The organism is Aliidiomarina iranensis, from assembly GCF_003987135.1.
Classification (GTDB): Bacteria; Pseudomonadota; Gammaproteobacteria; order Enterobacterales; family Alteromonadaceae; genus Aliidiomarina; species Aliidiomarina iranensis.
On sequence record NZ_PIPJ01000001.1, the window covers coordinates 1 to 22,785 of the forward strand.

Annotated in this window: 19 protein-coding genes; 7 read left to right on the top strand and 12 right to left on the bottom strand. The window is 46.4% G+C overall.

Annotated elements, in window-relative coordinates:
• On the top strand, positions 1-223 hold a 223-nt coding region (locus tag CWE08_RS12215; protein WP_206750632.1), incomplete at its 5' end, for a hypothetical protein.
• Between the two features lie 341 nt (positions 224-564).
• Complete coding sequence (locus tag CWE08_RS00005) at positions 565-1,113, top strand: gamma carbonic anhydrase family protein (RefSeq protein WP_126764618.1); 549 nt, start codon at positions 565-567, stop codon at positions 1,111-1,113.
• An 18-nt stretch (positions 1,114-1,131) separates the two neighbouring features.
• Here CWE08_RS00005 and CWE08_RS00010 read toward each other — a convergent pair whose 3' ends face one another.
• Genes CWE08_RS00010 through CWE08_RS00020 form a run of 3 tightly spaced genes read right to left on the bottom strand, consistent with a single transcriptional unit; the run spans position 1,132 to position 6,503 of the window.
• Complete coding sequence (locus tag CWE08_RS00010) at positions 1,132-4,308, bottom strand: error-prone DNA polymerase (protein ID WP_126764619.1); 3,177 nt, start codon at positions 4,306-4,308, stop codon at positions 1,132-1,134.
• Positions 4,308-5,762 carry a Y-family DNA polymerase gene (locus CWE08_RS00015; protein ID WP_126764620.1) on the bottom strand — a complete coding sequence of 485 codons (1,455 nt, stop codon included), beginning with the start codon at positions 5,760-5,762 and terminating at the stop codon, positions 4,308-4,310. Before CWE08_RS00015 ends, CWE08_RS00010 begins: the two co-directional genes overlap by 1 nt.
• A 12-nt stretch (positions 5,763-5,774) precedes the next feature.
• Positions 5,775-6,503: an ImuA family protein gene (locus CWE08_RS00020; RefSeq protein WP_126764621.1), complete on the bottom strand. Its 729-nt coding sequence runs from the start codon at positions 6,501-6,503 to the stop codon at positions 5,775-5,777.
• Positions 6,504-6,641: 138 nt separating this feature from the next.
• Here CWE08_RS00020 and CWE08_RS00025 point away from each other — a divergent pair, with 138 nt between their 5' ends.
• Complete coding sequence (locus CWE08_RS00025; protein WP_126764622.1) at positions 6,642-7,541, top strand: acyltransferase; 900 nt, start codon at positions 6,642-6,644, stop codon at positions 7,539-7,541.
• 56 nt (positions 7,542-7,597) lie between these two features.
• Here the strand turns inward: CWE08_RS00025 and CWE08_RS00030 are convergent, their stop codons facing one another.
• From CWE08_RS00030 to CWE08_RS00060, 7 genes are all read right to left on the bottom strand, one after another.
• Entirely contained in the window at positions 7,598-8,962 is a 1,365-nt protein-coding gene (locus tag CWE08_RS00030; RefSeq protein ID WP_126764623.1) for a mechanosensitive ion channel family protein, read from the bottom strand.
• 58 nt (positions 8,963-9,020) lie between these two features.
• Entirely contained in the window at positions 9,021-9,641 is a 621-nt protein-coding gene (locus CWE08_RS00035) for a DsbA family protein (RefSeq protein ID WP_126764624.1), read from the bottom strand.
• Positions 9,642-9,701: 60 nt separating this feature from the next.
• Entirely contained in the window at positions 9,702-10,685 is a 984-nt protein-coding gene (locus CWE08_RS00040) for a serine/threonine protein kinase (protein ID WP_126764625.1), read from the bottom strand.
• A 26-nt stretch (positions 10,686-10,711) separates the two neighbouring features.
• Positions 10,712-12,244 (bottom strand): cytochrome c oxidase accessory protein CcoG, encoded by a 1,533-nt coding sequence (gene ccoG, locus CWE08_RS00045; RefSeq protein ID WP_241973790.1) that lies wholly within the window; start codon positions 12,242-12,244, stop codon positions 10,712-10,714.
• Positions 12,245-12,325: 81 nt separating this feature from the next.
• Positions 12,326-13,681: a magnesium transporter gene (gene mgtE, locus CWE08_RS00050; protein ID WP_126764626.1), complete on the bottom strand. Its 1,356-nt coding sequence runs from the start codon at positions 13,679-13,681 to the stop codon at positions 12,326-12,328.
• A 437-nt stretch (positions 13,682-14,118) separates the two neighbouring features.
• Entirely contained in the window at positions 14,119-15,165 is a 1,047-nt protein-coding gene (locus CWE08_RS00055; protein ID WP_157981203.1) for an FAD:protein FMN transferase, read from the bottom strand.
• Positions 15,166-15,218: 53 nt separating this feature from the next.
• Positions 15,219-16,016: an undecaprenyl-diphosphate phosphatase gene (locus CWE08_RS00060; RefSeq protein ID WP_126764628.1), complete on the bottom strand. Its 798-nt coding sequence runs from the start codon at positions 16,014-16,016 to the stop codon at positions 15,219-15,221.
• Between the two features lie 126 nt (positions 16,017-16,142).
• Here CWE08_RS00060 and CWE08_RS00065 point away from each other — a divergent pair, with 126 nt between their 5' ends.
• Positions 16,143-17,033 (top strand): DUF368 domain-containing protein, encoded by an 891-nt coding sequence (locus tag CWE08_RS00065; protein ID WP_126764629.1) that lies wholly within the window; start codon positions 16,143-16,145, stop codon positions 17,031-17,033.
• Positions 17,034-17,184: 151 nt separating this feature from the next.
• Here the strand turns inward: CWE08_RS00065 and CWE08_RS00070 are convergent, their stop codons facing one another.
• Both CWE08_RS00070 and CWE08_RS00075 read right to left on the bottom strand, forming a co-directional pair.
• On the bottom strand, positions 17,185-17,712 hold the full coding sequence (locus tag CWE08_RS00070; protein ID WP_126764630.1) for a carboxymuconolactone decarboxylase family protein: 528 nt from the start codon (positions 17,710-17,712) through the stop codon (positions 17,185-17,187).
• A 96-nt stretch (positions 17,713-17,808) separates the two neighbouring features.
• A complete protein-coding gene (locus tag CWE08_RS00075; protein WP_126764631.1) occupies positions 17,809-18,357 on the bottom strand; it encodes a peroxiredoxin in 549 nt (182 codons plus the stop codon).
• Between the two features lie 220 nt (positions 18,358-18,577).
• On the opposite strand from CWE08_RS00075, the gene CWE08_RS00080 reads away from it, so the two are divergent.
• The 3 genes from CWE08_RS00080 to CWE08_RS00090 are packed head-to-tail and all read left to right on the top strand — an operon-like array spanning position 18,578 to position 22,780.
• A complete protein-coding gene (locus CWE08_RS00080; protein WP_126764632.1) occupies positions 18,578-19,492 on the top strand; it encodes a hydrogen peroxide-inducible genes activator in 915 nt (304 codons plus the stop codon).
• 24 nt (positions 19,493-19,516) lie between these two features.
• Positions 19,517-20,659 (top strand): PQQ-dependent sugar dehydrogenase, encoded by a 1,143-nt coding sequence (locus CWE08_RS00085; RefSeq protein WP_126764633.1) that lies wholly within the window; start codon positions 19,517-19,519, stop codon positions 20,657-20,659.
• 9 nt (positions 20,660-20,668) lie between these two features.
• Positions 20,669-22,780, top strand: coding sequence for a TonB-dependent receptor family protein (locus tag CWE08_RS00090; RefSeq protein ID WP_126764634.1), 2,112 nt, complete (start codon positions 20,669-20,671; stop codon positions 22,778-22,780).
• Positions 22,781-22,785 lie beyond the last annotated feature (5 nt).

Sequence of the window (22,785 nt, forward strand, 5' to 3'; positions counted from 1 at the left end):
CTCGAAAGCTGAACCTTGGTATAAAAGTAAACTTTCATACCTGCCACCGAAATGGCGTTTGGTTGATGCTTTTCTTGCGCAAGTGCCCACACAGATTACTTGGCTTGATATATTGTTAAAGAACGTTGCTCGGCTCAGTGGAGCTCGTAGCGAGGTGCGCATTCTACACGCCTCATTTTTGCTGTCAACCGCTTTCGAAAAGTTTTTCATTTTCTGTGGCTAATATCGAGCTTTCGGGGTTGTTATTGGAAAGTTAACATCTTGTTATAGGTGCTTAACTTTCTTTTTTGTAAGAAGCGGTTGTTTTCACAACTTTATGCTTTTACTCAATTCCCGTTTTCGTTGGCGCGATTTGCTAAGCGCTTGTCGTGTCTGCCTTCGAAGTGGGGCGAATTATATAGACCTGAACGAATCCGGCAAGTACTTTTTATAAGTTTTCTGCTTTTTTTGTATCAACCGCAGAAAAATCACTCAGGTTGGCGTAAGATCAGCCACATCATGGATGTTTTCTAAACAAGGCATTCTTTTACATATCAGTAAGCGCAGATAATTACAGAGGTACCTATGTCTACACGCACACAGATCGGCCGTTCTTATAAAGGTAAATCACCCAAAATAGGCGAGGGATGCTATGTTGATGCTTCAGCCGTTTTAGTTGGGGATATTGAAATCGGTGCGGATAGCAGTATTTGGCCCTTAGTTGCTGGGCGTGGTGATGTGAACCACATTCGAATTGGTACCCGCACCAATATACAAGATGGCGCTATTTTACATGTTACGCGCACAAGCCCAACTGATCCCGATGGCTATCCTTTGTTAATCGGTGATGATGTTACGGTAGGCCATCAGGTAATGCTGCACGGTTGCCAACTCGGTAATCGTATCTTGGTAGGTATGTCGGCTATCGTAATGGACGGTGTAGTAGTGGAGGATGATGTCATTATTGGTGCCGGTTCTTTAGTACCGCCAGGGAAACGCTTGGAGAGTGGGTTTCTCTATGTTGGTAGCCCAGTGAAAAAGGCACGCCCACTTAATGAAGATGAACAAGCATTCTTAACGAAATCCGCCGAAAACTATGTTTGGCTTAAAAACGAATACCTCGCTGAAGAATAACTGCGGCAAAATTTAGCGCTAATGAAAATCGCGCGATTTCACTTGGGCAATAGGCAGCTGCCCACTGAGATCGCGCATATCACCCGCCACAATATGAATCACATCACCTTCCACTTCCAGAATACCTTTTACTTGCAGGAGCCGAGCTTTCATCCATTGCCGCCGCTGCCGCCGGGCTAAATCTTGCCAAAGCACTATATTAATCGTTCCACTTTCATCTTCTAAGGTTATGAACGTAACACCACTTGCTGTACCTGGGCGCTGGCGATTAGTAACCAAACCAATAACCGTAACTAATTGCCCCGGCCGTAGATTAGGCAACTCAGATGCTTTTCGATGGTTAGGCAATACATCATACTCTTTGAGAATAGCTAACGGATGCCGCCCCAAGGTTAATCCCGTGGTACTGTAATCTTCTTGCATATCGGCTAGTTCACTAGGCGCAGCCAGTGCGTAATCACCGGGTTGCGCCTCAGCGCCCGCAAGCAAAGGGAGCTGCTCACCTAATTTTGTACTATCCCAACGGGTTTGATAGCGATTACCGGAGAGCTCCGCAAAGGCATTCGCACTGGCTAAATGCTCTTGCGCCTGGCCACTCAAGAAATTGGCCTGCGCATAACGTCCAAATTCAGCCATATCTGCAAAACCGGAAGTAGGGCGGTAAGCAACTAAAGTGTCGATTTCCTTTTTAGCTAACCCTTTAATTAAGCGAAAGCCTAAACGAATCGCAGGCTCACCATCCGTTTTTTGCAGCTGATGATCCCAGCAGCTAGCATTAATCGATATCGGTAGTAACTGCACCTGATGCCTACGCGCATCTTGCACCAATTGTGAGGCGGTATAAAACCCCATGGGTTGGCTATTCAGCAGGCCAACATAGAATGCAGCAGGGCAGTGCCGTTTCAGCCACGCTGATACATAAGCTAAAATGGCAAAGCTAGCCGAGTGTGATTCGGGAAAACCATATTCACCGAACCCACAAATTTGCGCGAATAATTGCTCTGCGAATACTTGGCTATAACCTCTTGCGCGCATACCTTTAATCAGCTTTTCTTCAAATGCCATCAGCTTACCCTTGCTCCGCCAACTAGCCATAGCTCGGCGCAGGGCATCGGCTTCACCGCCGGTAAAGCCCGCGGCTACCATTGCGAGCTTGATAACTTGTTCTTGAAAGATAGGCACACCAAGCGTGCGTTGTAGAACACTTTCTACTTCAGGGCTAGGGTAGCTCACCGCTTCTAAACCAGCTCTACGCCGCAAATAGGGATGTACCATATCGCCTTGAATAGGGCCCGGCCGAACAATGGCAATTTGAATCACCAAATCATAAAAGCACTTAGGTTTTAAACGCGGCAGCATATTCATTTGCGCTCGCGATTCAATTTGAAAAACACCTACGGAATCGGCTTTTTGGAGCATTCGATATACTTCCGGATCATCGAGTGGAATACTCGCAAGGGTATATTGCTTTTGATAAAACTCCGGGAGTAAATCTAAGCTTTTTCGAATCGCGGTTAACATGCCCAGCGCCAAAACATCTACTTTTAATAAGCAAAGCGCTTCAATATCATCCTTATCCCATTGAATCACGGTTCTATCTGGCATAGCTGCATTTTCTACCGGTACTAAATCAGAAAGCTCGCCCGCGGCAATCACAAAGCCACCAACATGCTGAGAAAGGTGCCGAGGAAAGCCGAGCAACTCTGTAGTTAGCGCCAGCAAATGCGCACCTTGAGGATGATTCATTACCCCCATGCTTTGTAATTGCTGCCGCCAATCTTCTTCGCTATCGCGCCGATCTAACCGATGTAACAATTGCTGCAATTGCGCTTCCGGGAACCCTAGCGCTTTGCCTACATCGCGCAACCCGCTGCGTAGCCGGTAAGTAATAACGGTTGCCGCCAGTGCTGCTCGATGCCGCCCATACTTCTGATAAATATATTGGATAACCTCTTCGCGGCGCTCATGTTCGAAATCAACATCAATATCGGGCGGTTCATTACGCTCGCGGGAAATAAAGCGCTCAAATAACAAATCAGATTGAGCTGGGTTTACCGCGGTAATACCCAAGCAATAGCAAAGCACTGAATTCGCCGCCGAGCCTCGGCCTTGATGTAAAATGCCTTGTTGCCGCGCAAATATCACCACATCATGGATGGTAAGAAAAAAATGGGCATAGCCAAGCTCAGCTACTAACTCAAGCTCTTTGTTTAATTGCGCTCGTATTTTATCTGGCACACCATTCGGATAACGCCACCGCAGCCCTTGCTGACCTAACTGCCGCAGATAACCATTTGGCGTAAAGCCCTCGGGCACTACCTCGGCGGGGTATTCATAGCGCAGCTCCGATAAACTGAAATGGCATTGCTCACTAATACGCACACTTTCTTTTAACCAAGCGGCGGGGAATATTTTTTCTAGCGAATCAAGATCGCGTAAACAGGCTTCCGCATTGGGTGTTAATTGATCACCAAGCTCGGCCACCGGCTTATGGCTATGAATACTTTGCAGAACATGCAGTAAGGGTAAGCGTTGGCTGTGGTGCATTAATACACCTCCGGTAGCCACAACCGGCCAATCCATGGTTTCACTAAGTTGCCGAAAAGAGCGCATATCTTGGCGATCGTTCGGCTGTAAATAACGCTGGTACATTAACCAACAACGGCTCGAAAAATGCCGCTTCAATTTATCTGCTAACACCAGTTGCGCATGAGAGGCAGAGCCTTCAGCTTGGGGTAAAGAGCCTTCAGCTTGAGGTAAAGAGCCTTCGGCTCGTGATAAAGAGCCATCCGCGAGCGGCTTCCAAAGCAGTAAACAGTGCGTGAGCTCACTTTTCAGTAAATCCTGAGCATGAAACGCATAACTGCCTTTTTCTGCAGCGCGCCTACATTGGCTAATAAACTTACCTAATTCTGCATAGCCTTTGCGGTTTTGCACCAAGAGCACAAAGGTACCAAATGTTGCACAACGAAATTCACTGCCGGCAATTAAATGAAAGTGCTTTGCCATAGCACTATTCGCTGGTAGTGCTTTTGCTGCTTGCCACGCTTTTACCAAGCCCGCGAAAGAGCATTCATCCGTGATCGCGATACTTTGATATCCAAGCTCGGCCGCACGCTCCACTAATTCACCGGGAGCCGAAGCCGCTCGTAAAAAGCTGTAGTGGCTTAAGCAATGTAGCTCTGCATAAGCCATTAACTAAACCACCCATGTAACCACCAACACTCTTGTTGGTAATCATAAAACAGCCAACCCGGTTGGCCACGCTGGTTACGCGCCACCCAGTAATCCCGATACCCAGAACATTGTTCAACACCCGCACTTTGACCATTAGATGAACCCTGCATCGCTTTTGGCGCGCTAAAATGCGCCGCATCATCGGCGGCAAGCTGCCACCATGGTGGTTGATAGCGCTCCGGCCCACGCAATAAACACCATTGCTGTATTTGCACCGGCTTAGGTTTGGGCAGCAACCACAGTGGCCGCCCCGTAATATGTGTTGTTGCCAGTACTGAGCCCGCAGCAGAGCGCTGCCACGCTCTTTCGGGTAGCCAATCGTGGCGATTTTGCACAGCAAATACTCGCGAGTGGCCCAAGCGTAACTGCAACTCGTTTAATAACCGTGGTAAAGATTTTCGCTGTTTCTGCCCACCTTGAAGCAAATCACCGTGCTGCTTACTACGCGGTTGCAGCTGCTTCGCTTGAATGCTTATCTCTAAAACAGCAGCGGGCAGCTTAAGTGATTCCATTTTCAATTGGCAAAATGTAGCTAACTCTGAAGCTAAATAACCACCATGGGCTAAGCCAATTTCTAATATTGTTGGTTCAATATCTCGGTGATAAAAAGTTAGCAATAAATAACGCGTTTCCTGCTGCCGCCCCTCTAAGTAATGCTCTAGCTCTTGCAGTAATCGTTTTAATGGAAAGCGCAAAGCCTGCCAACCAGAGGTTTCGGCAAGTAAGGTTAAACGCTGATAAAACCACAGGGGCGGCTGAAAATAATGCAAGGATTCATGCTGTTCACCTTGAATACGCGCCAGCAAATGCACTAACTCTTTACCTAAACGCTGGCCGGCCAGAGCACGTGGAATAGCTTGTAACGCACCAAGCGTATTTAGCCCCATTCGCACCAACTGTGCCTGCAACTTATCATCGCATGGCAGGTATTGAATAGGTATATCACCAACCGTTGCCACATCTGATTGCGCCAGCATTTTCGCTACTAATGGCGTTTGCCCTAAGCCGTAGTGATAACGAACTTGCCAAGGCGTTAATTGCAGCTGTAATTGATTTTCACTTTGCCGCGTATCCGGATAAAGCTTTTGCATTGGCTTTAAATCTAGCCACAAACCATTCGGTGGATCTAGGCTAATAGCTGCAAAAACCTGATACAGATCAGCGGCTAAATGCTGCAGTAAATGCCGCTGTTGCGCTTCACGGTAACGATACGGAACGAGATCTTCGGCTAACAACCAAGCATCAGAAAGCGAGCTGTCAGGGCGAATTCCCAGATTAGCGGCCACACTATTACATTGCATCACGCGTTGCTGCTGCTCGCAATATAACACCAACGCGCGTTCCGCTAGCTCAGGCTGCAAAGCCAACATACGATCTAGCTGCAGCGAGGGTAACCGCACATATACCCACATATTCAATAACCTTCAGGCACGCTCTGATGGCCAACGCGGAAGAGGCTGGCGAGGTAAACGAATAGGCCAACCACCATGGCGTTTTAACAGCTGCCATTGCACTTGCCCTCGCGGCGCATGGGCCGTAATAGCATGGGCTTTATCGGGCAATAATAAAATCCGTAGGCGGGTGGCATAACTACGGGCTTCTTCATTTTGTATGCCGGTGAGCACAAATACCCAAGCATCGGTTTCCGCGGCAGCCAAATGCAAACGGCGTACCGCAGTAGCACTCAAACTATCGGCCCAGAGCAGTAATACGCCTACTTGCCCGCTATGCAAAATAGTTTCCGCAGCCCACAATGCATCCGCTTCATTTGCCGGTGTTAATACGATATGTTGCGCCTGCTGCGAGCTTGCTACCTTAGCCTGCTGTAACATGCCCGCTATTCCGGGCGCATAAGGTATAGCCGGTGGTGATAACCAAAATACCGGGCGCGCTGCTTTGGCAGCCTCAGCAATAGCCGGTGCTAGCAAACTTAATTCACCACCAAAAACATACTCACACTGCAATTCATGCACGCGCCGGGCGCGCCAACCACCGCCCAAAGCTTGATCTAAAAGTGGCTGGCCGGTAGATACAAAATCGGCCGCAGAGCCCTCACCAAAAGCATTGCGCTCGCCATTAGGCTCACTATTTTTCCATGCGCCCCCCTTCCAAAGCGCACCTTTATCCATTAATTGCTGCAGATTCGCTTGCATAAGAAACACCTCAATCAAAATACTGTACATATATACAGTATATATTAGGCGAATCTATTTTGTTTGCAAGGGGTTCTACTGTTCTGTAAAACTTCAGGTATCATTATAAAAATAAGAATAAACAGGGAACGCTTGATTATGTTGCAATTTTTACCCGCGCCGTTGCGAATTTTAATTAATTTTTTGTGGGGTGCTTTAACAACTACCGTAATCGGCATCATTGTTATTTTGCTCGGGATCTTTAAATTCATTATCCCTATACCTAGTTTTCAGCGGTTTATTTCCAGTGTTGCCAATGGCGCGTTTCGCGTTTGGGCTTATGCTGTATCGGCGATGTTCCGTATTAGTTACCCAGTAAAATGGTACATTGAAGGGGATATCCCAGATGATCGCGATGGCTGGTTTATGATTCTATGCAACCACCAGAGCTGGGTAGATATCGTGGCATTAATGCACCTCTCACGAAAGAACTTACCCATGCCCCGCTTTTTCCTGAAGCAACAACTACTTTGGGTGCCCATTATTGGTATGGGCTGCTGGGTACTAGATATGCCCTTTATGAAGCGCTACAGCAAAGAACAAATCGCTAAAAATCCAGAACTAAAGGGAAAGGATATTGCTACCACTCGCGAGAAATGCGAGAAATTCCGGCACATTCCAACTACGGTGATTAACTTCTGCGAGGGCACCCGTTTTACACCCATAAAGCATCAGCAAAAAGGTAGCCCATACCAGCATTTGCTTACTCCAAAAGCAGGTGGTACTTCATTCACACTACAAGCCATGGGTAACCAATTCCAAGAGGTGTTAGATATCACCTTGGTATATCCGGATCGGCAAACGGATAAATCTATTGTGTTAGATTTACTCGCTGGCCGTTTGCAGAGCGTGTATGTGTATATTGATCGGATCCCAGTAACCGATGATTTGCGCGGTGATTACTTTAACGACCCAGAGTTTCGTGATCATTTCCAAAGCTGGCTCAATAGCCGTTGGGAACTGAAAGATAAGCGTATCGAGGAAGTACTTAATCGCTAACAAAAAAGCCAGCCGCAATGAAACGGCTGGCTTTTTTCTAGGTTAACGATTCACGCTTAGTTTTTGTTTTCAGAGCCATTTCCCGAGCTATTCTCAGAGTCAGCCATTTGCTTTTCTGGTGCCTCTTCACCTAATGAGGTTTCTTTCCCAGGCTCTGCATCTTCTACCCCTTTATTCCCGAACCCTTGCAACGAACGCAAATCTACACCACTTGGGTGCTGATAAACCCGTAGGCCAAATTCAGGCAAAATAGAAAGTAAGTGATCAAACAAATCCGATTGAATACCCTCATACTCTACCCAAGCGGTGGTATTCGTGAAAGCATATACTTGCAGTGGTAAACCATCAGGCCCTGGCGAAAGCTGGCGCACCATGAGTGTCATGTTTTGATGAATCCCTTGGTGGCTTTTCAAGTAATTCAGAACATAAGCCCGAAATGTGCCGATATTGGTAATGCGCCGAGTATTTGCAGGTTCTTTGCCTTCATCTTTTAGTGATTGATTCCATTCATCAATTTCTTTCTGCCTCTCTGGCAAGTAATCACGTAATAAGCGAAAGCGGCTCAAGCGCTCTTTCTCTTCCGAACTTAAAAAGCCAATACTTTGCTGGTCTAACAAAATATTACGCATAATACGCCGACCGCCAGATTCCTGCATACCACGCCAATTCTTAAACGAATCGGTAATAAAACGGCGAGTAGGGATAGTGGTAATGGTTTTATCCCAATTTTGCACCTTTACTGTGTGCAAGGCGATATCAATAACATCACCATCAGCATTCAGCGTGGGCATTTCCACCCAATCACCCACCCGCACTATATCATTCGATGATATTTGCATACTGGCAACGAGCGAAAGTAGCGTATCTTGGAATACTAAAAGCACCACAGCCGCCATAGCGCCCAAGCCCGACAATAAAATAACTGGAGAGCGGTCGATAAGCGTGGCAACAATTAATATTGCTGAAACAGCATAAATAATGATTTTAATAACTTGAACGTAGCCTTTAATCGGCTTCATATGAGAATCAGGGCGGCGCTCGTAAATAGTATTGATCAAGGTAAGGGTAGCGTTGATCGCCAATGCGATGGTAAGGATAATAAACGCATTGGTAACATTACGAACAATGGCAACTACGATCTCGGGAATGCCCGGTACTAAAACAATACCAGCCCACAACACTAGAGCAGGGATAACATTGGCTAAACGTGAAATCACGGTTGATTTGGCCAATGCATTATCTTTTCCAAGCTGTGTTGCTCGTACCGCCTTCATTAACCCACGAACTAAGAGACGCTTAAAAACAGCATTACTCAACCAAGCAACGGTAAACAATACAAACAAACCCGCAGCTAAATATAACTGCGGGTGCTGTTCAAGCCAGGTAATACTCTGATTATAAAAAGCTACCATCTCGTCCATGGATATCACTCCGGCATGTGGCCGTTAAGAACACGAAGGTTAAAAATACAGTGGCTGATTATTCTTTTTCCATCAGGTAACGCGCAAGATTCAAATAGTCTTGGAAAAAGTTAGCAGAATTACTAAACCCACCCGGTAACATTTCATATTGGCGATTAACAATATAAGTTGGCGTACGGCTGATGCTAAATTGCCGTTGCAAAGAGCTCATACGATTACTCAAGCCACGCACTTGCATACTACCAAAAGCTCGATCATAGCGCTCTTCCTCAACCCCTAAATCAAGCATAATCTGCTTCGCTTCCGCTACACTATTCGTAAAATCATTACGCACAAAATGCTTTTGGAACATCCGCTCTTTGAATTGCTCATCAACACCAAGCATAATGGCGGTAGCCCAAATAGCCTGAATGTTATCGCGTATAGCGGCATTCGGAACCACAATGTTCACATGATATTTTTGAAACGCATCACCGAATTCCGCCTTCAACATATCGCTAAAAGGCGCATACTGATAACAGCCATTACAATAAAAAGAGAAGAAATCTACAATTTCTGGATTACGGCTAGGTGTATCACCCACCACGCGGTAATGCACACCTTCTTCAAACTCTTGTGCTTGCGCTGGCACTAAAGCCACAAATACTAATGCAAATAGTGCTACTACTAACTTTTTCATTATGTTTTCCTATGAACTATCAAGCAAATCAAATATCGAGATAATAAAGCTATTATGCCGTTAGTTAAAACTCGGCTGCAAGCTTAGTGGATCATCATCGAACGCAGCTAACTGTTCTTTTAACGCCAATATCTGCTGTTCCCAGTAACGCGGTTCGGCAAACCAGCTAAAGCTACGTTTAAATGCGGGATCACTCCAACGCTCAGCTAACCACGCCATATACTGAATGATTCGAAAAGCGCGCAAAGGTTCAATTAAACGCAGCTGCGCTGGATTAAATTCTGCAAACTCTTCATAACCCTCAATCAGAGTTTCCAACTGAATTTGTTGCTCCATACGTTCACCCGAAAGCATCATCCATAAATCTTGAATCGCCGGGCCTTGCCGACAATCATCAAAATCCACCAACGTAAGGCCATCAGGGCGCCAAAGTAAATTACCAATATGGCAATCACCATGTAACCGAATTTGCTCATGTTCATGCCAAGCAATATTCTGCAAGCGTTGCACAACCGGCTTTAAAATTGCAGCAAAGGATTCGCGTAATGAATCAGGAAGTAAAGGGCAGGTGAGTAAACGCTCTTGATGCGTGGCTAGCATTTTTAAATCAACTAGCGGTGGCCGATGTTTAAACGGCTGTGCTTTGCCAATCATGTGCAAACGGCCTAAATGGCGGCCAAGGTTTTCTAATTGATCGAGCTGCTCTGGCTCGAGAGCGCGGCCACCAATACTTGGGAATAAAGCGAACCGATAGCCTTTATAGTGCAGCAGGCTGGTTGGCATTTTCAACGGGCATACCACTGGAATTTCGGCATCATACAAAGCAAAGGTAAAATCATGCTCTTCTTGTATTTGTTCATCGCTCCAGCGATTGGGCCGGTAAAACTTCACTACATAACGCTTACCATCTTCGGCAACAAATTGATAAACCCGATTCTCATAACTGTTCAGTGCCAGCAAGCCAGAGGTAGGATAGAGGCCAGTGGCCTCTATCGCATCGAGAATGAAATCCGGTGTTAAATCTTGAAAACTAAAAGCGGCCAAAGGCACTCCAGTAGTGGCAGGAACGATTATTGATAAATAAAGTTTGTTTGTACTTCTTTGCTGATACGCGCATCATCAATAGCTTCGATCCGAAAATTTATTTCAACCAAAGGTTGATCTAAAAAGTATGGGTCTACCGCTATTGTAACAGGTATTGTTTCTGTCATTTCCGGCGCCAGCTGAATTTCGTTAATTCCCTGCAATTGCATATCTTCGATGCCTACCGCATTAACCCGATAGGTTTGTACCTGTTGTGATTTATTAATCACACGTAAGGTATATACATTCTCTATCCAGCCTTCTTGGTTTTCTCGATACAGCGCGTTGCGGTCACGAATAACATCAAACTCAAGCGGTACCCGCAATAGAATATCCACAACCAACAAAACGGTGAGCGCAATTAACGCTAAGCCATAGCCTACACTTTTGAAACGGAATATTTTAGTTTGCCCGCCTTCCAAACGGCTTTGTGTGGTGAAACTAATGAGTTTTTTCGGGTAACCCATTTTCTCCATGACATCATCGCAGGCATCAATACAGGCACCGCAGTTAATACATTCATATTGTAGGCCGTTACGAATATCAATACCGGTAGGGCATACCTGAACACACAGGTTGCAATCAATGCAATCGCCTTTGCCAATCGATGCTGGGTCAACCTTACGTTTCCGCGGCCCTCGCGGTTCCCCACGTTCTACATCGTAGGCCACAATATAGGTGTCTTTATCAAACATCGCAGATTGGAAACGCGCATAAGGGCACATGTGCGTACACATGATTTCCCGCATCCAGCCAGCATTGCCATAGGTAGCGAAAGTGAAAAATAAAACACTACCGGTAGCCCAAGCACTCGATTGCAAGAACCAAAAATCAGTGAATAGAGTACGAATGTCGGTGAAATAGCCCACAAATGTCATTGCTGTGAGCAGGGCTACAATAATCCATGAAGTATGCTTTGCGAATTTGCGAACAAACTTATCGCCATCCATCTTGCGCTCATCAAGCTTCATACGCTGGTGGCGGCTGCCTTCAATTTTTCGTTCAAACCACATAAAAATGAAGGTCCATGTGGTTTGTGGGCAGGTAAAGCCGCACCAAACTCGGCCGTACAAAGTGGTGATGAGAAACAGCGCAAACGCCGAAATCATAAAGATCCAAGCTAAAATCGTGAGATCTTGTGGCCACAGTGTCATACCGAAAATGCGGAAGCGCTGATCAATGATATTAAACAGAATCGCCTGTTCACCATTCCAAGTGAGCCATGGTAATACCGCGAACAGGGCCATTAATACAAAACCTAAAACGCGCCGAGTGGTTTCTACTTTACCCTCAGTTTCGCGCACATAAATATGGTTTTTCCCAGGCTTTTTCCCACCGGAGCCAGAATCAGGCTTTTGAATATTTACTTTCTTACGCGGCGGTGCGGGTTGCACCGTAATAGGCTGTGCCTTTGCTTGAGAGGTCAGTGCCGTTGCTTGCGCAGATTGGCCTTGAGTTTGGCTACTATCTGATCGTTTTGAGTTTTCCGAGCGATGATCAACCACGATATATCCTGCCATTTCGTAAAACCAAGGGGAATGGTTGAATTATACGCCCATTCCCCACAAATATCAGGGCATTTCGCTGATCTGGATCAAGGTTTACACGGGTGTGCTGAGCGTTAAAAATGTGGCTGCAATCCCAAAATAAATCAATACCCCGCCGGCATCAGCAATGGTGGTTACTAAAGGCGCACTAGCAACCGCTGGGTCCCAGCCTAAACGCTTTAAGAGAAATGGCAATAAAATGCCCACAATACTGCCCACCAAAACGATACTTACCATGCTCAAAGCTACAATCGGAATGATAACTGGATCAACACGGAAATAAGCCACGGTTGATATCGCTACCGCCATGGTAACCCCTAACCCTACCGATACCATCAGCTCTTTGCCTAACATATACAGCCAATCTTTTTTCTCAACATCGTTTGTAGCCATACCCCGAACAATCAAGGTAGCCGCCTGAGCTCCCGTGTTACCGCCAGAAGCAATTAGCAGCGGCAAGAAGAAAAGCAACGCAATGTTTGTGGCAATAAGATCTTCAAAGTAGATCATGCCCATGCCCGAGAAAATGTTGGCAAACACCAACAATACGAGCCAGTTAATACGGCTACGATAAATCAAAAACGGGCTGGCATCCTTAATCCCGCCCTCTAATTTACCTACCGTTGCCGATTTGTGCATGGTATCGGTATCTTCTTCCTCAACAACGTCCATGGCGTCATCGAAGGTAACCATGCCAATCAGTACATCATCATCAGAAACCACGGGGATGGCGATTAAATCATAGCGGCTGATAATTCGGGCAGCTTCTGATTGCGGCATATCTGGTTTTAGCAGCACCACATCACGTGTCATGATGTCTTCAATTTTTTCGCTGGGTGCCATGGTGATCAGCTGGCGCAGTGATACCACGCCTTGCAACTTATGCTCACGGTCCACAACATAGGTTTGGTAAATTGTTTCTTTCTCAGGCGCACTTTGGCGCAAACGTTTCAACGCATCATCAACAGTACCGGAAACCGGAATCACCGCGTAATCCGAAGTCATTACCGAGCCTACCGTGCCCTCTTCGTAACTGGCCAAACGCAACAAATCTTCGCGTTCTTTTTTCGCCAACCGGCGCATTACCGCATCTTGTAACTTAACATCTAATAAGGCGTATAAATCGGCCCGTTCATCCGAAGACATATCACGAAATAGCTGCGCTAGTACACCAACTTCCATATGGCTGGCAAGCTCTTCCTGATTACTCGGGCGCAGATAACCGAATACTTCAGCCTGCTGCTCGCTTGGCATTTTATCCAGCAACGCCAAGGTACTATACACTTCGAAGTTTTGATCTATATATTCCGCAACGTCAGCCGCAGGTATCTCCGCCAACGCTGCCGTTAACGCTTGCTCATCACCTTGCGCAACAAGATCAATTAGGTGTTCATAACCTTCGTATGTCATGCCCATATCCCCTTGGTTATGAACCCATGGCCAGAGCAAATCACAGTACTGAAAGCACTGTGAAACAGTAATACAATTACATTTTGATTCATGGGCAAACTCCTCTTCCAGCGTACATCGCTGTTGAGAGTATCCTCAAAAGAACACACGGATTGGGGTGGTTGTGCAGAATCTGCTGATTAGCAGGGAATGTGCTGCAACTCTACCTTAAGCGCTCAAGCTCGGCAAAGTCGCAGTAACACTGGATCAGAGCGACTGGGACTTCAACGTACCTGAACGGCTTATTCGTCGTGAACTATCCAAGTGATACTCTCTCCGCATTACGAAAAACGTTATAATTTTAGAAAAGGGGCGCTCTTTGGTCAACCCCACGGCGAAAAAATAAACGAAATCCAAGAACTTATAAGCCTACGCGCCCATGTGTGTTATAGCTATTGCTAATTTAAAGTAGGCCTTTCCATATTTGCTGCATGTTCACGCTCGAAACGCTCTGACATCAAGCTCATGAACTCGCCGTTTTCCCGATAAGTAAAGAGCGCAGCGATATCATAATCATTAGCGAAAGCTAGCCCGCGCTCTTCACCCAGTACCAGCAATACCGTGGCCATAGCATCAGCCTCTGCTGCATTGTCACCCAATACGTTAACAGCCGCTAGCTTATGGGTAATAGGCCGGCCCGTGATTGGGCTAATCGTATGGGAATAACGAATACCTTCATACTCAAAGTAATTCCGATAATCACCAGAACCTAACATGGCGGTATCTCGCAACGGCAAAACAAATTGCACTACCTGCCGATTATCATTCGGCGCTTCAATACCAATGCGCCATGGCTGGCTTTCGTTACGTTGCCCTTGGGCAATCAAATCGCCACCAATATTGATGAGATGATCCGTTAAGCCCAAATTATGTAAGTATTCACTTACTTCATCAACCGCATAGCCCTTTGCTATTCCGGAAAGATCGATAAACACATCACGCAAGCGAGTAACAGTTCTTTGCTCCGCATCAAGTTGCACATATTGGTAGCCCACTTGCTCTAAGCGTTCTTGCAAACGTTCATCAGAAGGAGCTTTGGTAATGCGTGCTTCGGGGCCAAACCCCCACAAGTTCACTAAGCCGCCAACAGTATAATCAAAGGCTCCGGAAGATATTTCAGCCACATCATAACCAAGCGCTAACACATAAAAAAGCTCATCGGGAATGGCAACAGGTTCGCCAACTGGCGCATTATTCACCGCAATTAATACCGAATCATCGCGATAAGTGGACATCTGCCGATCTATCTCATTCAAAACAGCCATCACACCGGCTTCTACTTCAGCTGCATCAAATTCATGCTGAGCGCCAATACTTACCTGAAAAAATGTGCCGAAAATTTGCCCTTCCAATACCTGTGGTTGCGGCTCTGAATTTGGTGTACAACTTGCCAGGGCACTTGTTAGGAAAAGCACAACCACCACGAACGATAACTTTTTCAACATAGCTTTCTCCATAGAACAAGAACCTCAAAATTAACTACAGGTGTTTTCTTTGATTACAGGAAATACCAAAGCAGCAGGCCACCCAACACAATTCGGTAAATCACAAAGGGTTGCATACCAATGCGCTTAATAAAGGCTAGAAAATAATGAATGCATGCATAGGTGCTGATAACCGCTACCACGAAGCCAACTAAGAGAATATCCCAACTCATGTTGCTGCCATTACGCAGCAAATCAAGAGTAAGTAATAGGCCAGCAGCGGCGATAATTGGTATAGAGAGCAAGAAGGAAAAGCGGGCGGCAGATTCACGGTTTAAACCTAGAAAAAGGGCCGCTGTCATTGTAATGCCTGATCGTGATGTACCAGGGATAAGCGCCAGCGCCTGCGCAAAACCAATAATTAATACATCTTTGAGCCCTAAAGAGTATTCATCACGATTTCGGCTACCTTTCCAATCCGCGAGGCCAAGAAAGATACCGAAAATAATAAGAGCAAAGCCCATCACCACTTCGCTACGTAAAATAACTTCGGCCGCGTCTTTCAGCAAAATACCCAATACACCAGCGGGGATAGTGCCGATAATTACCCACCACGCTAATTTGGAATCCTTGGTTTTTTCGCCTCCGGCTAACGTGCTAAACCAATCGCGGGCCATGGAAAACACTTCCTTACGAAAGTAAGTTACAACCGCAACTAATGAGCCGGCATGCAAAATAACATCGAACTCTAAACCTTGATAAACCTCGCCAATCCATTGCCCTGCCAACACCAAATGCGCTTGGCTGGAAACGGGTAAGAACTCGGTAATTCCCTGTACTAATGCAAGCCAAAAGGCAGTAATGTAATCCATCTGGTATTCCGTTTTGCGAGATGCGGCTAAAACACAGTAAAATAACCCTGCGATTGTAACAGAGAAAGACACATAATCACCAATCAGGTACACTTCGCAACCAACATTTCAGTGGAAGAAACATCAATGAAAAATTATTTACAGTGGATGATTAAAGGCATTGCCATGGGAACTGCCGATATCGTGCCTGGCGTTTCTGGCGGTACATTAGCCTTCATTCTCGGTATCTATGAGCGCTTTCTTGGGGCGCTCACATCCTTCAATATGATAGCTGTTCGCTTGCTCTTGCGTGGCAAGTTTAAAAATCTTTGGCAGCACATAGATGGTGCGTTTTTGCTCTGCTTATTTGGCGGTATTCTCTTAGCTATTTTTAGCCTCGCTAATCTGATTGTGTATCTACTGGAATATCAACCTGTTCCCCTCTGGGCGTTTTTTAATGGCTTGATAATCGCCTCACTACCGCTGCTTGTTCGTAATATTAAATGGAATTTATTGCGCAGTATTTTATTTGTTCTCGGCGCGATATTCGCCATGCTGATCACCACGCTAACACCAATGCAAACCAACCCCTCGGCATGGTTATTCTTTGGTGCCGGCTTTATCGCTATTTGCGCCATGATTCTGCCCGGCATTTCCGGTAGCTTTTTACTCTTAATCATGGGTATGTATGCGCCGATTACGGCCGCGGTAAGTAATTTACAGTTCGGTACGCTTGCGCTTTTTGCCCTAGGCTGCGTAACTGGCCTGATGATTTTCTCTCGAATCCTTACCTATGCGTTGAAGCGCGCCCATGATGCCATGTTGGCACTGCTATCGGGTATTGTGCTTGGCGCGCTATTTCGGATTTGGCCATGGCAAATCGATAATGAATTAGTTAGCCCAGCCGCCTACGCTGAACAGTTCGGTTCCCATCAACTCGGTTATGCTGTTCTGGCGTTCGTTATCGGTGCTCTCGTGATTCAAGGCCTGCTGCAACTCGAAAAGCTATTCAAAAACGATACTGAGCAAAAAGCGTAAAAAAAACCCACCATTAAAAAATGGTGGGCTAAAGGTACGGTTTTATGGGGGAACAACCGTGGTTCACTTACACCCCAGGGAAACTCGGGAAGGATAATAACGCCCTGACGTGTCAGATTTATGACACTGCTTGAAAAATATTGGGTATTTTTTAAGCAAGCGCCCGTGCTGTTTTCGCCGCATTCAATACCGACGCTAATTTGATCGATGTTTGAATCGCTTGTGCGGAAATATCATGCTTCAACAACACGCCTACGTGCGAATCGATACACATGCCGCAGCCGTTCAAGGCTGAAACAGCAAGTGAATAAAGTTCGAAATCCGCTTTATCAACACCCGGGTTCGCCATACCATTCATACGCAGGCCCGCCGGAAGTTTTGAAAATTGTTTGTCTGAACAAAGGTGCAAAAATCGATAGTAGATGTTGTTCATCGACATCAAGGTTGCTGCCAATTTGGCCGCACCAAATACGTTCGCTTCTACCTTACCTTCAGCTTCTGCTTCTACCGCTGCAATCAGCTCTTTCTCTTCTAAGCTGTACACTAGCGATAACGCGGTTCCGTAAAATTGATCGGCCGTTAAGCCTGAAGAATCAACATTATTAAATAAGTTTGATAAATTCAGTTTAGTATCTTTACCGTGATCACCAAGCAACTGTTTGTATTCTGCAATACTCATAACAACTCCCACATCTATCATCTTTAAAAAAAGGGGCAGTACCATTACCGCCCCTTCGTAATCCTACCGGCCATCTGCCACTTTCTAAGCGTTAGCTTATAAAGTATCGCCACCTAATGGGCGGTTACATGGACACAGTTCATCAGTTTGTAAGCCATCTAAAATACGAACGATTTCATTTGGGTTACGGCCAACGTTCAACGCGTTTACAGAAACGTGTTGAATTACATTGTGTGGATCTACGATGAAAGTTGCACGAAGTGCTACGCTTTCTTCTTTATCGCGCACACCTAGGCCATCTACTAATTGGCCTGAGGTATCGGCAAATGAATACTGATTCAAGCCGTTTAGGTCTGGGTGCTCACGGCGCCATGCCAATTTTACGAATTCGTTATCTGTGCTGCCACCAAGTACAACTGCATCACGATCTTCAAATTCTTCATTTAGTTTTGCAAACTCAACGATTTCTGTTGGGCATACAAAGGTGAAATCTTTTGGGTAAAAGAAAATAATTTTCCATTTACCTTCAAAGCTATCTTGCGTGATAGTTTCGAAAGCACTTTCGCCGTTTTCTTCTGGCATGTTAAAGCCAGGTTTTGCTGCAACTACTGAAAATTCAGGTAACTTATCGCCGATTGTTAACATTACTACTCCTAACTACTATATTATTCCCACGTTCACAGGCGCGCTGAGAACAAAAAGGGCGCTCCCAAAAGGCGCGAGCTAACGTGGGTACCATAAATGCGGGGCATATGATAAAGACGTGGTAGTATTGATTAAAGCCGAAAAAAACTATTACCATAATCGATTAACGTAATTGGCTTTCGGGGCCAAAATTAGCGCAAAACTTTCTGATGAGGATTAAATGAGCAAACTTCCTAGCCTAAAGAATTTAAGCTACCTATTAGCGCTTCATCAACATCAAAACTTTAATCGTGCAGCGCAAGCTTGTTTTGTTAGCCAATCTACGCTTAGCAGCGGCATTCAAAACCTCGAGGATCAACTTGGCTGCCAGCTTATTGAGCGTGATCACAAATCCTTTTTATTCACCGCCATGGGCGAGGAAATTGTCGATAAATCACGCTTAATTCTTACTCACACAGAAGAGTTAGTGAACTACGCACAAAGCCAAGGTAATGTGATGGAGGGGCCTCTGCGTATTGGCTGCATCCCTACAATCGGGCCATTTTTATTGGGTGTGTTAAGTAAAACCTTGCAACAGAAATACCCAAAGTTAGAGCTGTTTATTCGGGAAGATACTACTCAACAATTAATGAATTATTTACGAGATGGTGAACTAGATGTGCTCATTCTTGCGTTACCTATAGATCTACAGGGCAATCAACAGTGGGTTGTGGGTAAAGATCATTTCAAGATGGCGCTTTCTCCCAACCTCTCAGTGGCGGCGGGTACACCGGTAGCCTATGATAAATTGCCAAACAAAAGTATTTTCCTTCTGGAAAAAGAACATTGCATGAGTGGCCATGCTGTTACGGCCTGCCGCTTAGGCAACAAAGAGAAAATCAATCCGTTTACGGCTTCGAGCTTACATAGCTTGATACAAATGGCGGAGGCTTTAAACGGTGCTACATTCGTTCCACAATTAGCGATTAATGCAGGTATCTTAGATGGTACCGAATTAATCATAACGGATCCGAGTGATGGTGAAGCCTACCGAGAGATTGGATTAGTATTTAGGCCCACCACAAGCCGCCGGCAAACCTTCCGCAAACTCGCGGAAACGCTGGCTGAGCTGTTACCTGAATCCACTTTAAAATAGTGTTCATGCAGGAGATTACCGCAGATGAAATTATCGAGTGTAAGTATCGCCGCGATTATCGCACTGGGCAGTGCTTCTTCTGGAATTGCAAACGCAGAACCCATTCAAACCCGTTGGGCCGATGTGAATGTTGAAACTGTGGCCGATGGCCTAGTTCGCCCATGGGGAATAGCCTTTTTAGGTGATGGCCGCATGTTGGTGAGCGAATTGCCCGGCCGCTTAAGAATTGTAGAAGCGGATGGCACGCTGGGCGAGCCCATTACTGGTTTACCCGAAGTGCGCGTGCGCAATCAAGGCGGCCTACTCGATGTAACTTTGGCCCCTGATTACGCCGAATCAAAACGCATCTATATCAGCTGGTCGGAACCGGAGAGCGAGGGCAGTAACATTACGAGTACTGCAGTTGCGCATGCGCGCCTTGAAGATGGCGCCTTACATGATTTCACCCGCGTGTTCAGTGGTTATCCGAAAGTAGATGGCGGCCGGCACTATGGTGGCCGCATGGTGTTTAGCGCTGATGGCGAGCATCTTTTTATCGGTTTAGGCGACCGTGGCCATCAAATGATGCAATCACAGGAGCTGGATAGCCATACCGGTACACTGATTCGCATTCATCCAGATGGCACGGTGCCCAGTGATAACCCCTATGTAAACCATGAGGATGCGTTACCTGAAATCTATTCCTATGGGCATCGCAATATTCAAGGTATTGATATTCAGCCGGGCACTAATAAAGTGTGGTCGGTAGAACACGGACCACAAGGTGGTGATGAAGTAAATGCGCCCGAGCCGGGCTTGAACTATGGCTGGCCTGTTATCACCTATGGTGAGGAATACGGCGGCGGCGAGCTAGAACAAGCGGTTGGCTTCAAAAATGATGGTATGGAGCAACCAGTTTGGCACTGGACACCCTCTATTGCCGTATCGGGAATGAACTTCTATGAGGGTGATAAATTTCCAGAGTGGCAAGGCAATATACTTGCTGGTGCGCTTCGGGGCCAACAAGTAGTTCGGTTGGAAGTAGATGGCGATCGCATTATTCATCAAGAAGTGATGGATATGGATTATCGTATTCGTGAAGTTCGAGTAGGGCCTGATGGCTACATCTACCTTCTCACTGATGAACGCGAAAATGCTAAAATTTTACGCTTGAGCCCAGCTGAATAAGGTTTTTTCATGTTGTTAACCCGTAGTAAAAACATCAAGCTCGCAGTTATTGCGAGCTTTTTTTTCAATACTTTATTTGTGCCAGCTGGTGCAGCGCAGGAAGCTACCGAGCAAGCGAGTTTGGAAAGCGCAGGGGAATCACCAGAACTCGAAGCGCCTGAGCGTATTGTGGTAACAGCAACGCGCACGGCACGGCCTTGGATTTCTACGCCCGCTTCGGTTGAGCGCGTTGATTTAAGGCAACAAGCCCCCGGTATGCGCACCGATGCGGCAGAATTATTGCAAGGCATTGCTGGCTTACAAGTAGACACGCGTTTTAACTTTGCCCAAGATACGCGTATAACCTTACGTGGCTTCGGTGCTCGCGCCGCTTTTGGCGTGCGTGGTGTGCGTTTGCGCCTTGATGGTATTCCTCTTTCTATGCCCGATGGACAGGCGCAAACCTCTAGTATTTTGCTCGATGAACCACGTTCCGTGGAAGTATTGCGCGGTCCGTTAGCGGCTATTCATGGCAATTCCGCGGGCGGGGTTATCGATTTACAAAGCGAACGCCCCTGGCAAAGTTATGTTTCTGCCAACTTAAGTACTGGTAGTGCAAATCGCGAGCGCCAGCATATTCGTGGTGTGTACGTTGATGAAATACAGAGCTTTAGCGCTGATTACGCTCGCTTTCGCACCGATGGCGATCGCGAACAAAGCAATGTAAAGCGCGATCAATGGGCACTGCGTTGGTATCGCGATATCACCGATGACATCGAGTTGATCGCGCGCATCGATGATAATGATGCGCCGCTATTGCAAGATCCTTCTGCGTTGAGCCCCACACAATGGCGTGAAGATCCAACCCAAACGGCAAGCCAGGCCCTTAGATTTAACACTCGAAAAACCATTCGCCATCAGCAACAATCGCTCACATTACGGCAACTCAATCAGCCTAACTTAACCTGGCAAGCCTCGGTTTGGAACGGCCAGCGTGATATCGAGCAATACCTTGGTTTTCCGGGTTCAGCTATTACCGCCTCGGGTGCGGTGATTGATTTACAGCGCAGCTTTACCGGCGCCAATGCCAGCGCAACGGTTTCACCGCTAGCCAATACACCTTGGCAGCTTACATTGGCTCTTGATCACGAAAAGCAAAAAGATGAACGTTTGGGTTTCGTGAACGATTTTGGTGTTCGTGGCGATTTACGCCGCAATGAAACCGGCCGCGTTGAAAGCACTGACGTATCGGTGATTAGTGATTGGCAATTTGCTGAACAATGGGTTTGGGTAGCTGGCCTGCGCACAAGCCAAATTGATTTTACCGTGAACGATCGCTTTATTGTTGAGGGTAACCCTGATGATAGCGGCGCCGTGGATTATCGGGAAAATGCTTGGAGCAGTGGCTTAAACTACCAATTTAGCGATGATCTCAGCATTTTCGTTGCAACTGGTGAAGGTTTTGAAACGCCAACCCTTACAGAAATGGCCTATCAAAACGAAGGTTCCGGTTTAAATACCGATCTACAGCCCGCACGCATTCGCCAACATGAAGTGGGCATTAAGCTGCAAAAGCAAAATTTACGCTTACAAAGTAGTGTGTTCTTAATTGATAGCCGCAACGATTTGGTGGTGGATCAAAATAATGATGGCCGCACAACTTACCGCAACGCCGCAGAAACCGAGCGCGAAGGCTTTGAGATAAGTGGGCGTTGGGATTTTCATCCAAATGCCTCTTGGCAAGCAAGCTATACTTGGCTAAACGCACGTTATGGCGACATACCGGGCGATTCAGCCAGTGGCCAACGCTTACCGGGCCTTGCCCGCAGTAACCTATTCCAACAGTGGGAATGGCGCCCTTATGGCGATCGCCGAGCGCAGCTTCTGTTGGCACAGCGGTTACGCTCAAGAGTTGCAACCAGCGATGCCAACGATAGCTTCGCACCAAGTTACACACTTTGGGATTTCGCTATTCGTGGGGAGATTGAATATGCTTCTTGGCTACTCGAACCTTGGTTCCGAGTTGAGAACATTACCGATAAAGCCTACGTTGGCTCTGTGGTTGTAAACCAAGGTAATGGCCGCACTTTCGAACCGGCCCCCGGGCGCATTTGGATGGCGGGAGTAACCCTGCGTTATTAATTAGC

Bases quoted from the DNA above. Each gene is read 5' to 3' on its own strand.
- CWE08_RS00080 (WP_126764632.1), top strand. From the start codon at position 18,578: ATGAGCAAACTTCCTAGCCTAAAGAATTTAAGCTACCTATTAGCGCTT.
- ccoG (WP_241973790.1), bottom strand. From the start codon at position 12,244: ATGGCAGGATATATCGTGGTTGATCATCGCTCGGAAAACTCAAAACGA.
- CWE08_RS00015 (WP_126764620.1), bottom strand. From the start codon at position 5,762: ATGTGGGTATATGTGCGGTTACCCTCGCTGCAGCTAGATCGTATGTTG.
- mgtE (WP_126764626.1), bottom strand. From the start codon at position 13,681: ATGACATACGAAGGTTATGAACACCTAATTGATCTTGTTGCGCAAGGT.
- CWE08_RS00030 (WP_126764623.1), bottom strand. From the start codon at position 8,962: ATGGACGAGATGGTAGCTTTTTATAATCAGAGTATTACCTGGCTTGAA.
- CWE08_RS00005 (WP_126764618.1), top strand. From the start codon at position 565: ATGTCTACACGCACACAGATCGGCCGTTCTTATAAAGGTAAATCACCC.
- CWE08_RS00065 (WP_126764629.1), top strand. From the start codon at position 16,143: ATGAAAAATTATTTACAGTGGATGATTAAAGGCATTGCCATGGGAACT.
- CWE08_RS00010 (WP_126764619.1), bottom strand. From the start codon at position 4,308: ATGGCTTATGCAGAGCTACATTGCTTAAGCCACTACAGCTTTTTACGA.
- CWE08_RS00070 (WP_126764630.1), bottom strand. From the start codon at position 17,712: ATGAGTATTGCAGAATACAAACAGTTGCTTGGTGATCACGGTAAAGAT.
- CWE08_RS00060 (WP_126764628.1), bottom strand. From the start codon at position 16,016: ATGGATTACATTACTGCCTTTTGGCTTGCATTAGTACAGGGAATTACC.
- CWE08_RS00020 (WP_126764621.1), bottom strand. From the start codon at position 6,503: ATGCAAGCGAATCTGCAGCAATTAATGGATAAAGGTGCGCTTTGGAAG.
- CWE08_RS00025 (WP_126764622.1), top strand. From the start codon at position 6,642: ATGTTGCAATTTTTACCCGCGCCGTTGCGAATTTTAATTAATTTTTTG.
- CWE08_RS00035 (WP_126764624.1), bottom strand. From the start codon at position 9,641: ATGAAAAAGTTAGTAGTAGCACTATTTGCATTAGTATTTGTGGCTTTA.
- CWE08_RS00085 (WP_126764633.1), top strand. From the start codon at position 19,517: ATGAAATTATCGAGTGTAAGTATCGCCGCGATTATCGCACTGGGCAGT.
- CWE08_RS00055 (WP_157981203.1), bottom strand. From the start codon at position 15,165: ATGTTGAAAAAGTTATCGTTCGTGGTGGTTGTGCTTTTCCTAACAAGT.
- CWE08_RS00090 (WP_126764634.1), top strand. From the start codon at position 20,669: ATGTTGTTAACCCGTAGTAAAAACATCAAGCTCGCAGTTATTGCGAGC.
- CWE08_RS00075 (WP_126764631.1), bottom strand. From the start codon at position 18,357: ATGTTAACAATCGGCGATAAGTTACCTGAATTTTCAGTAGTTGCAGCA.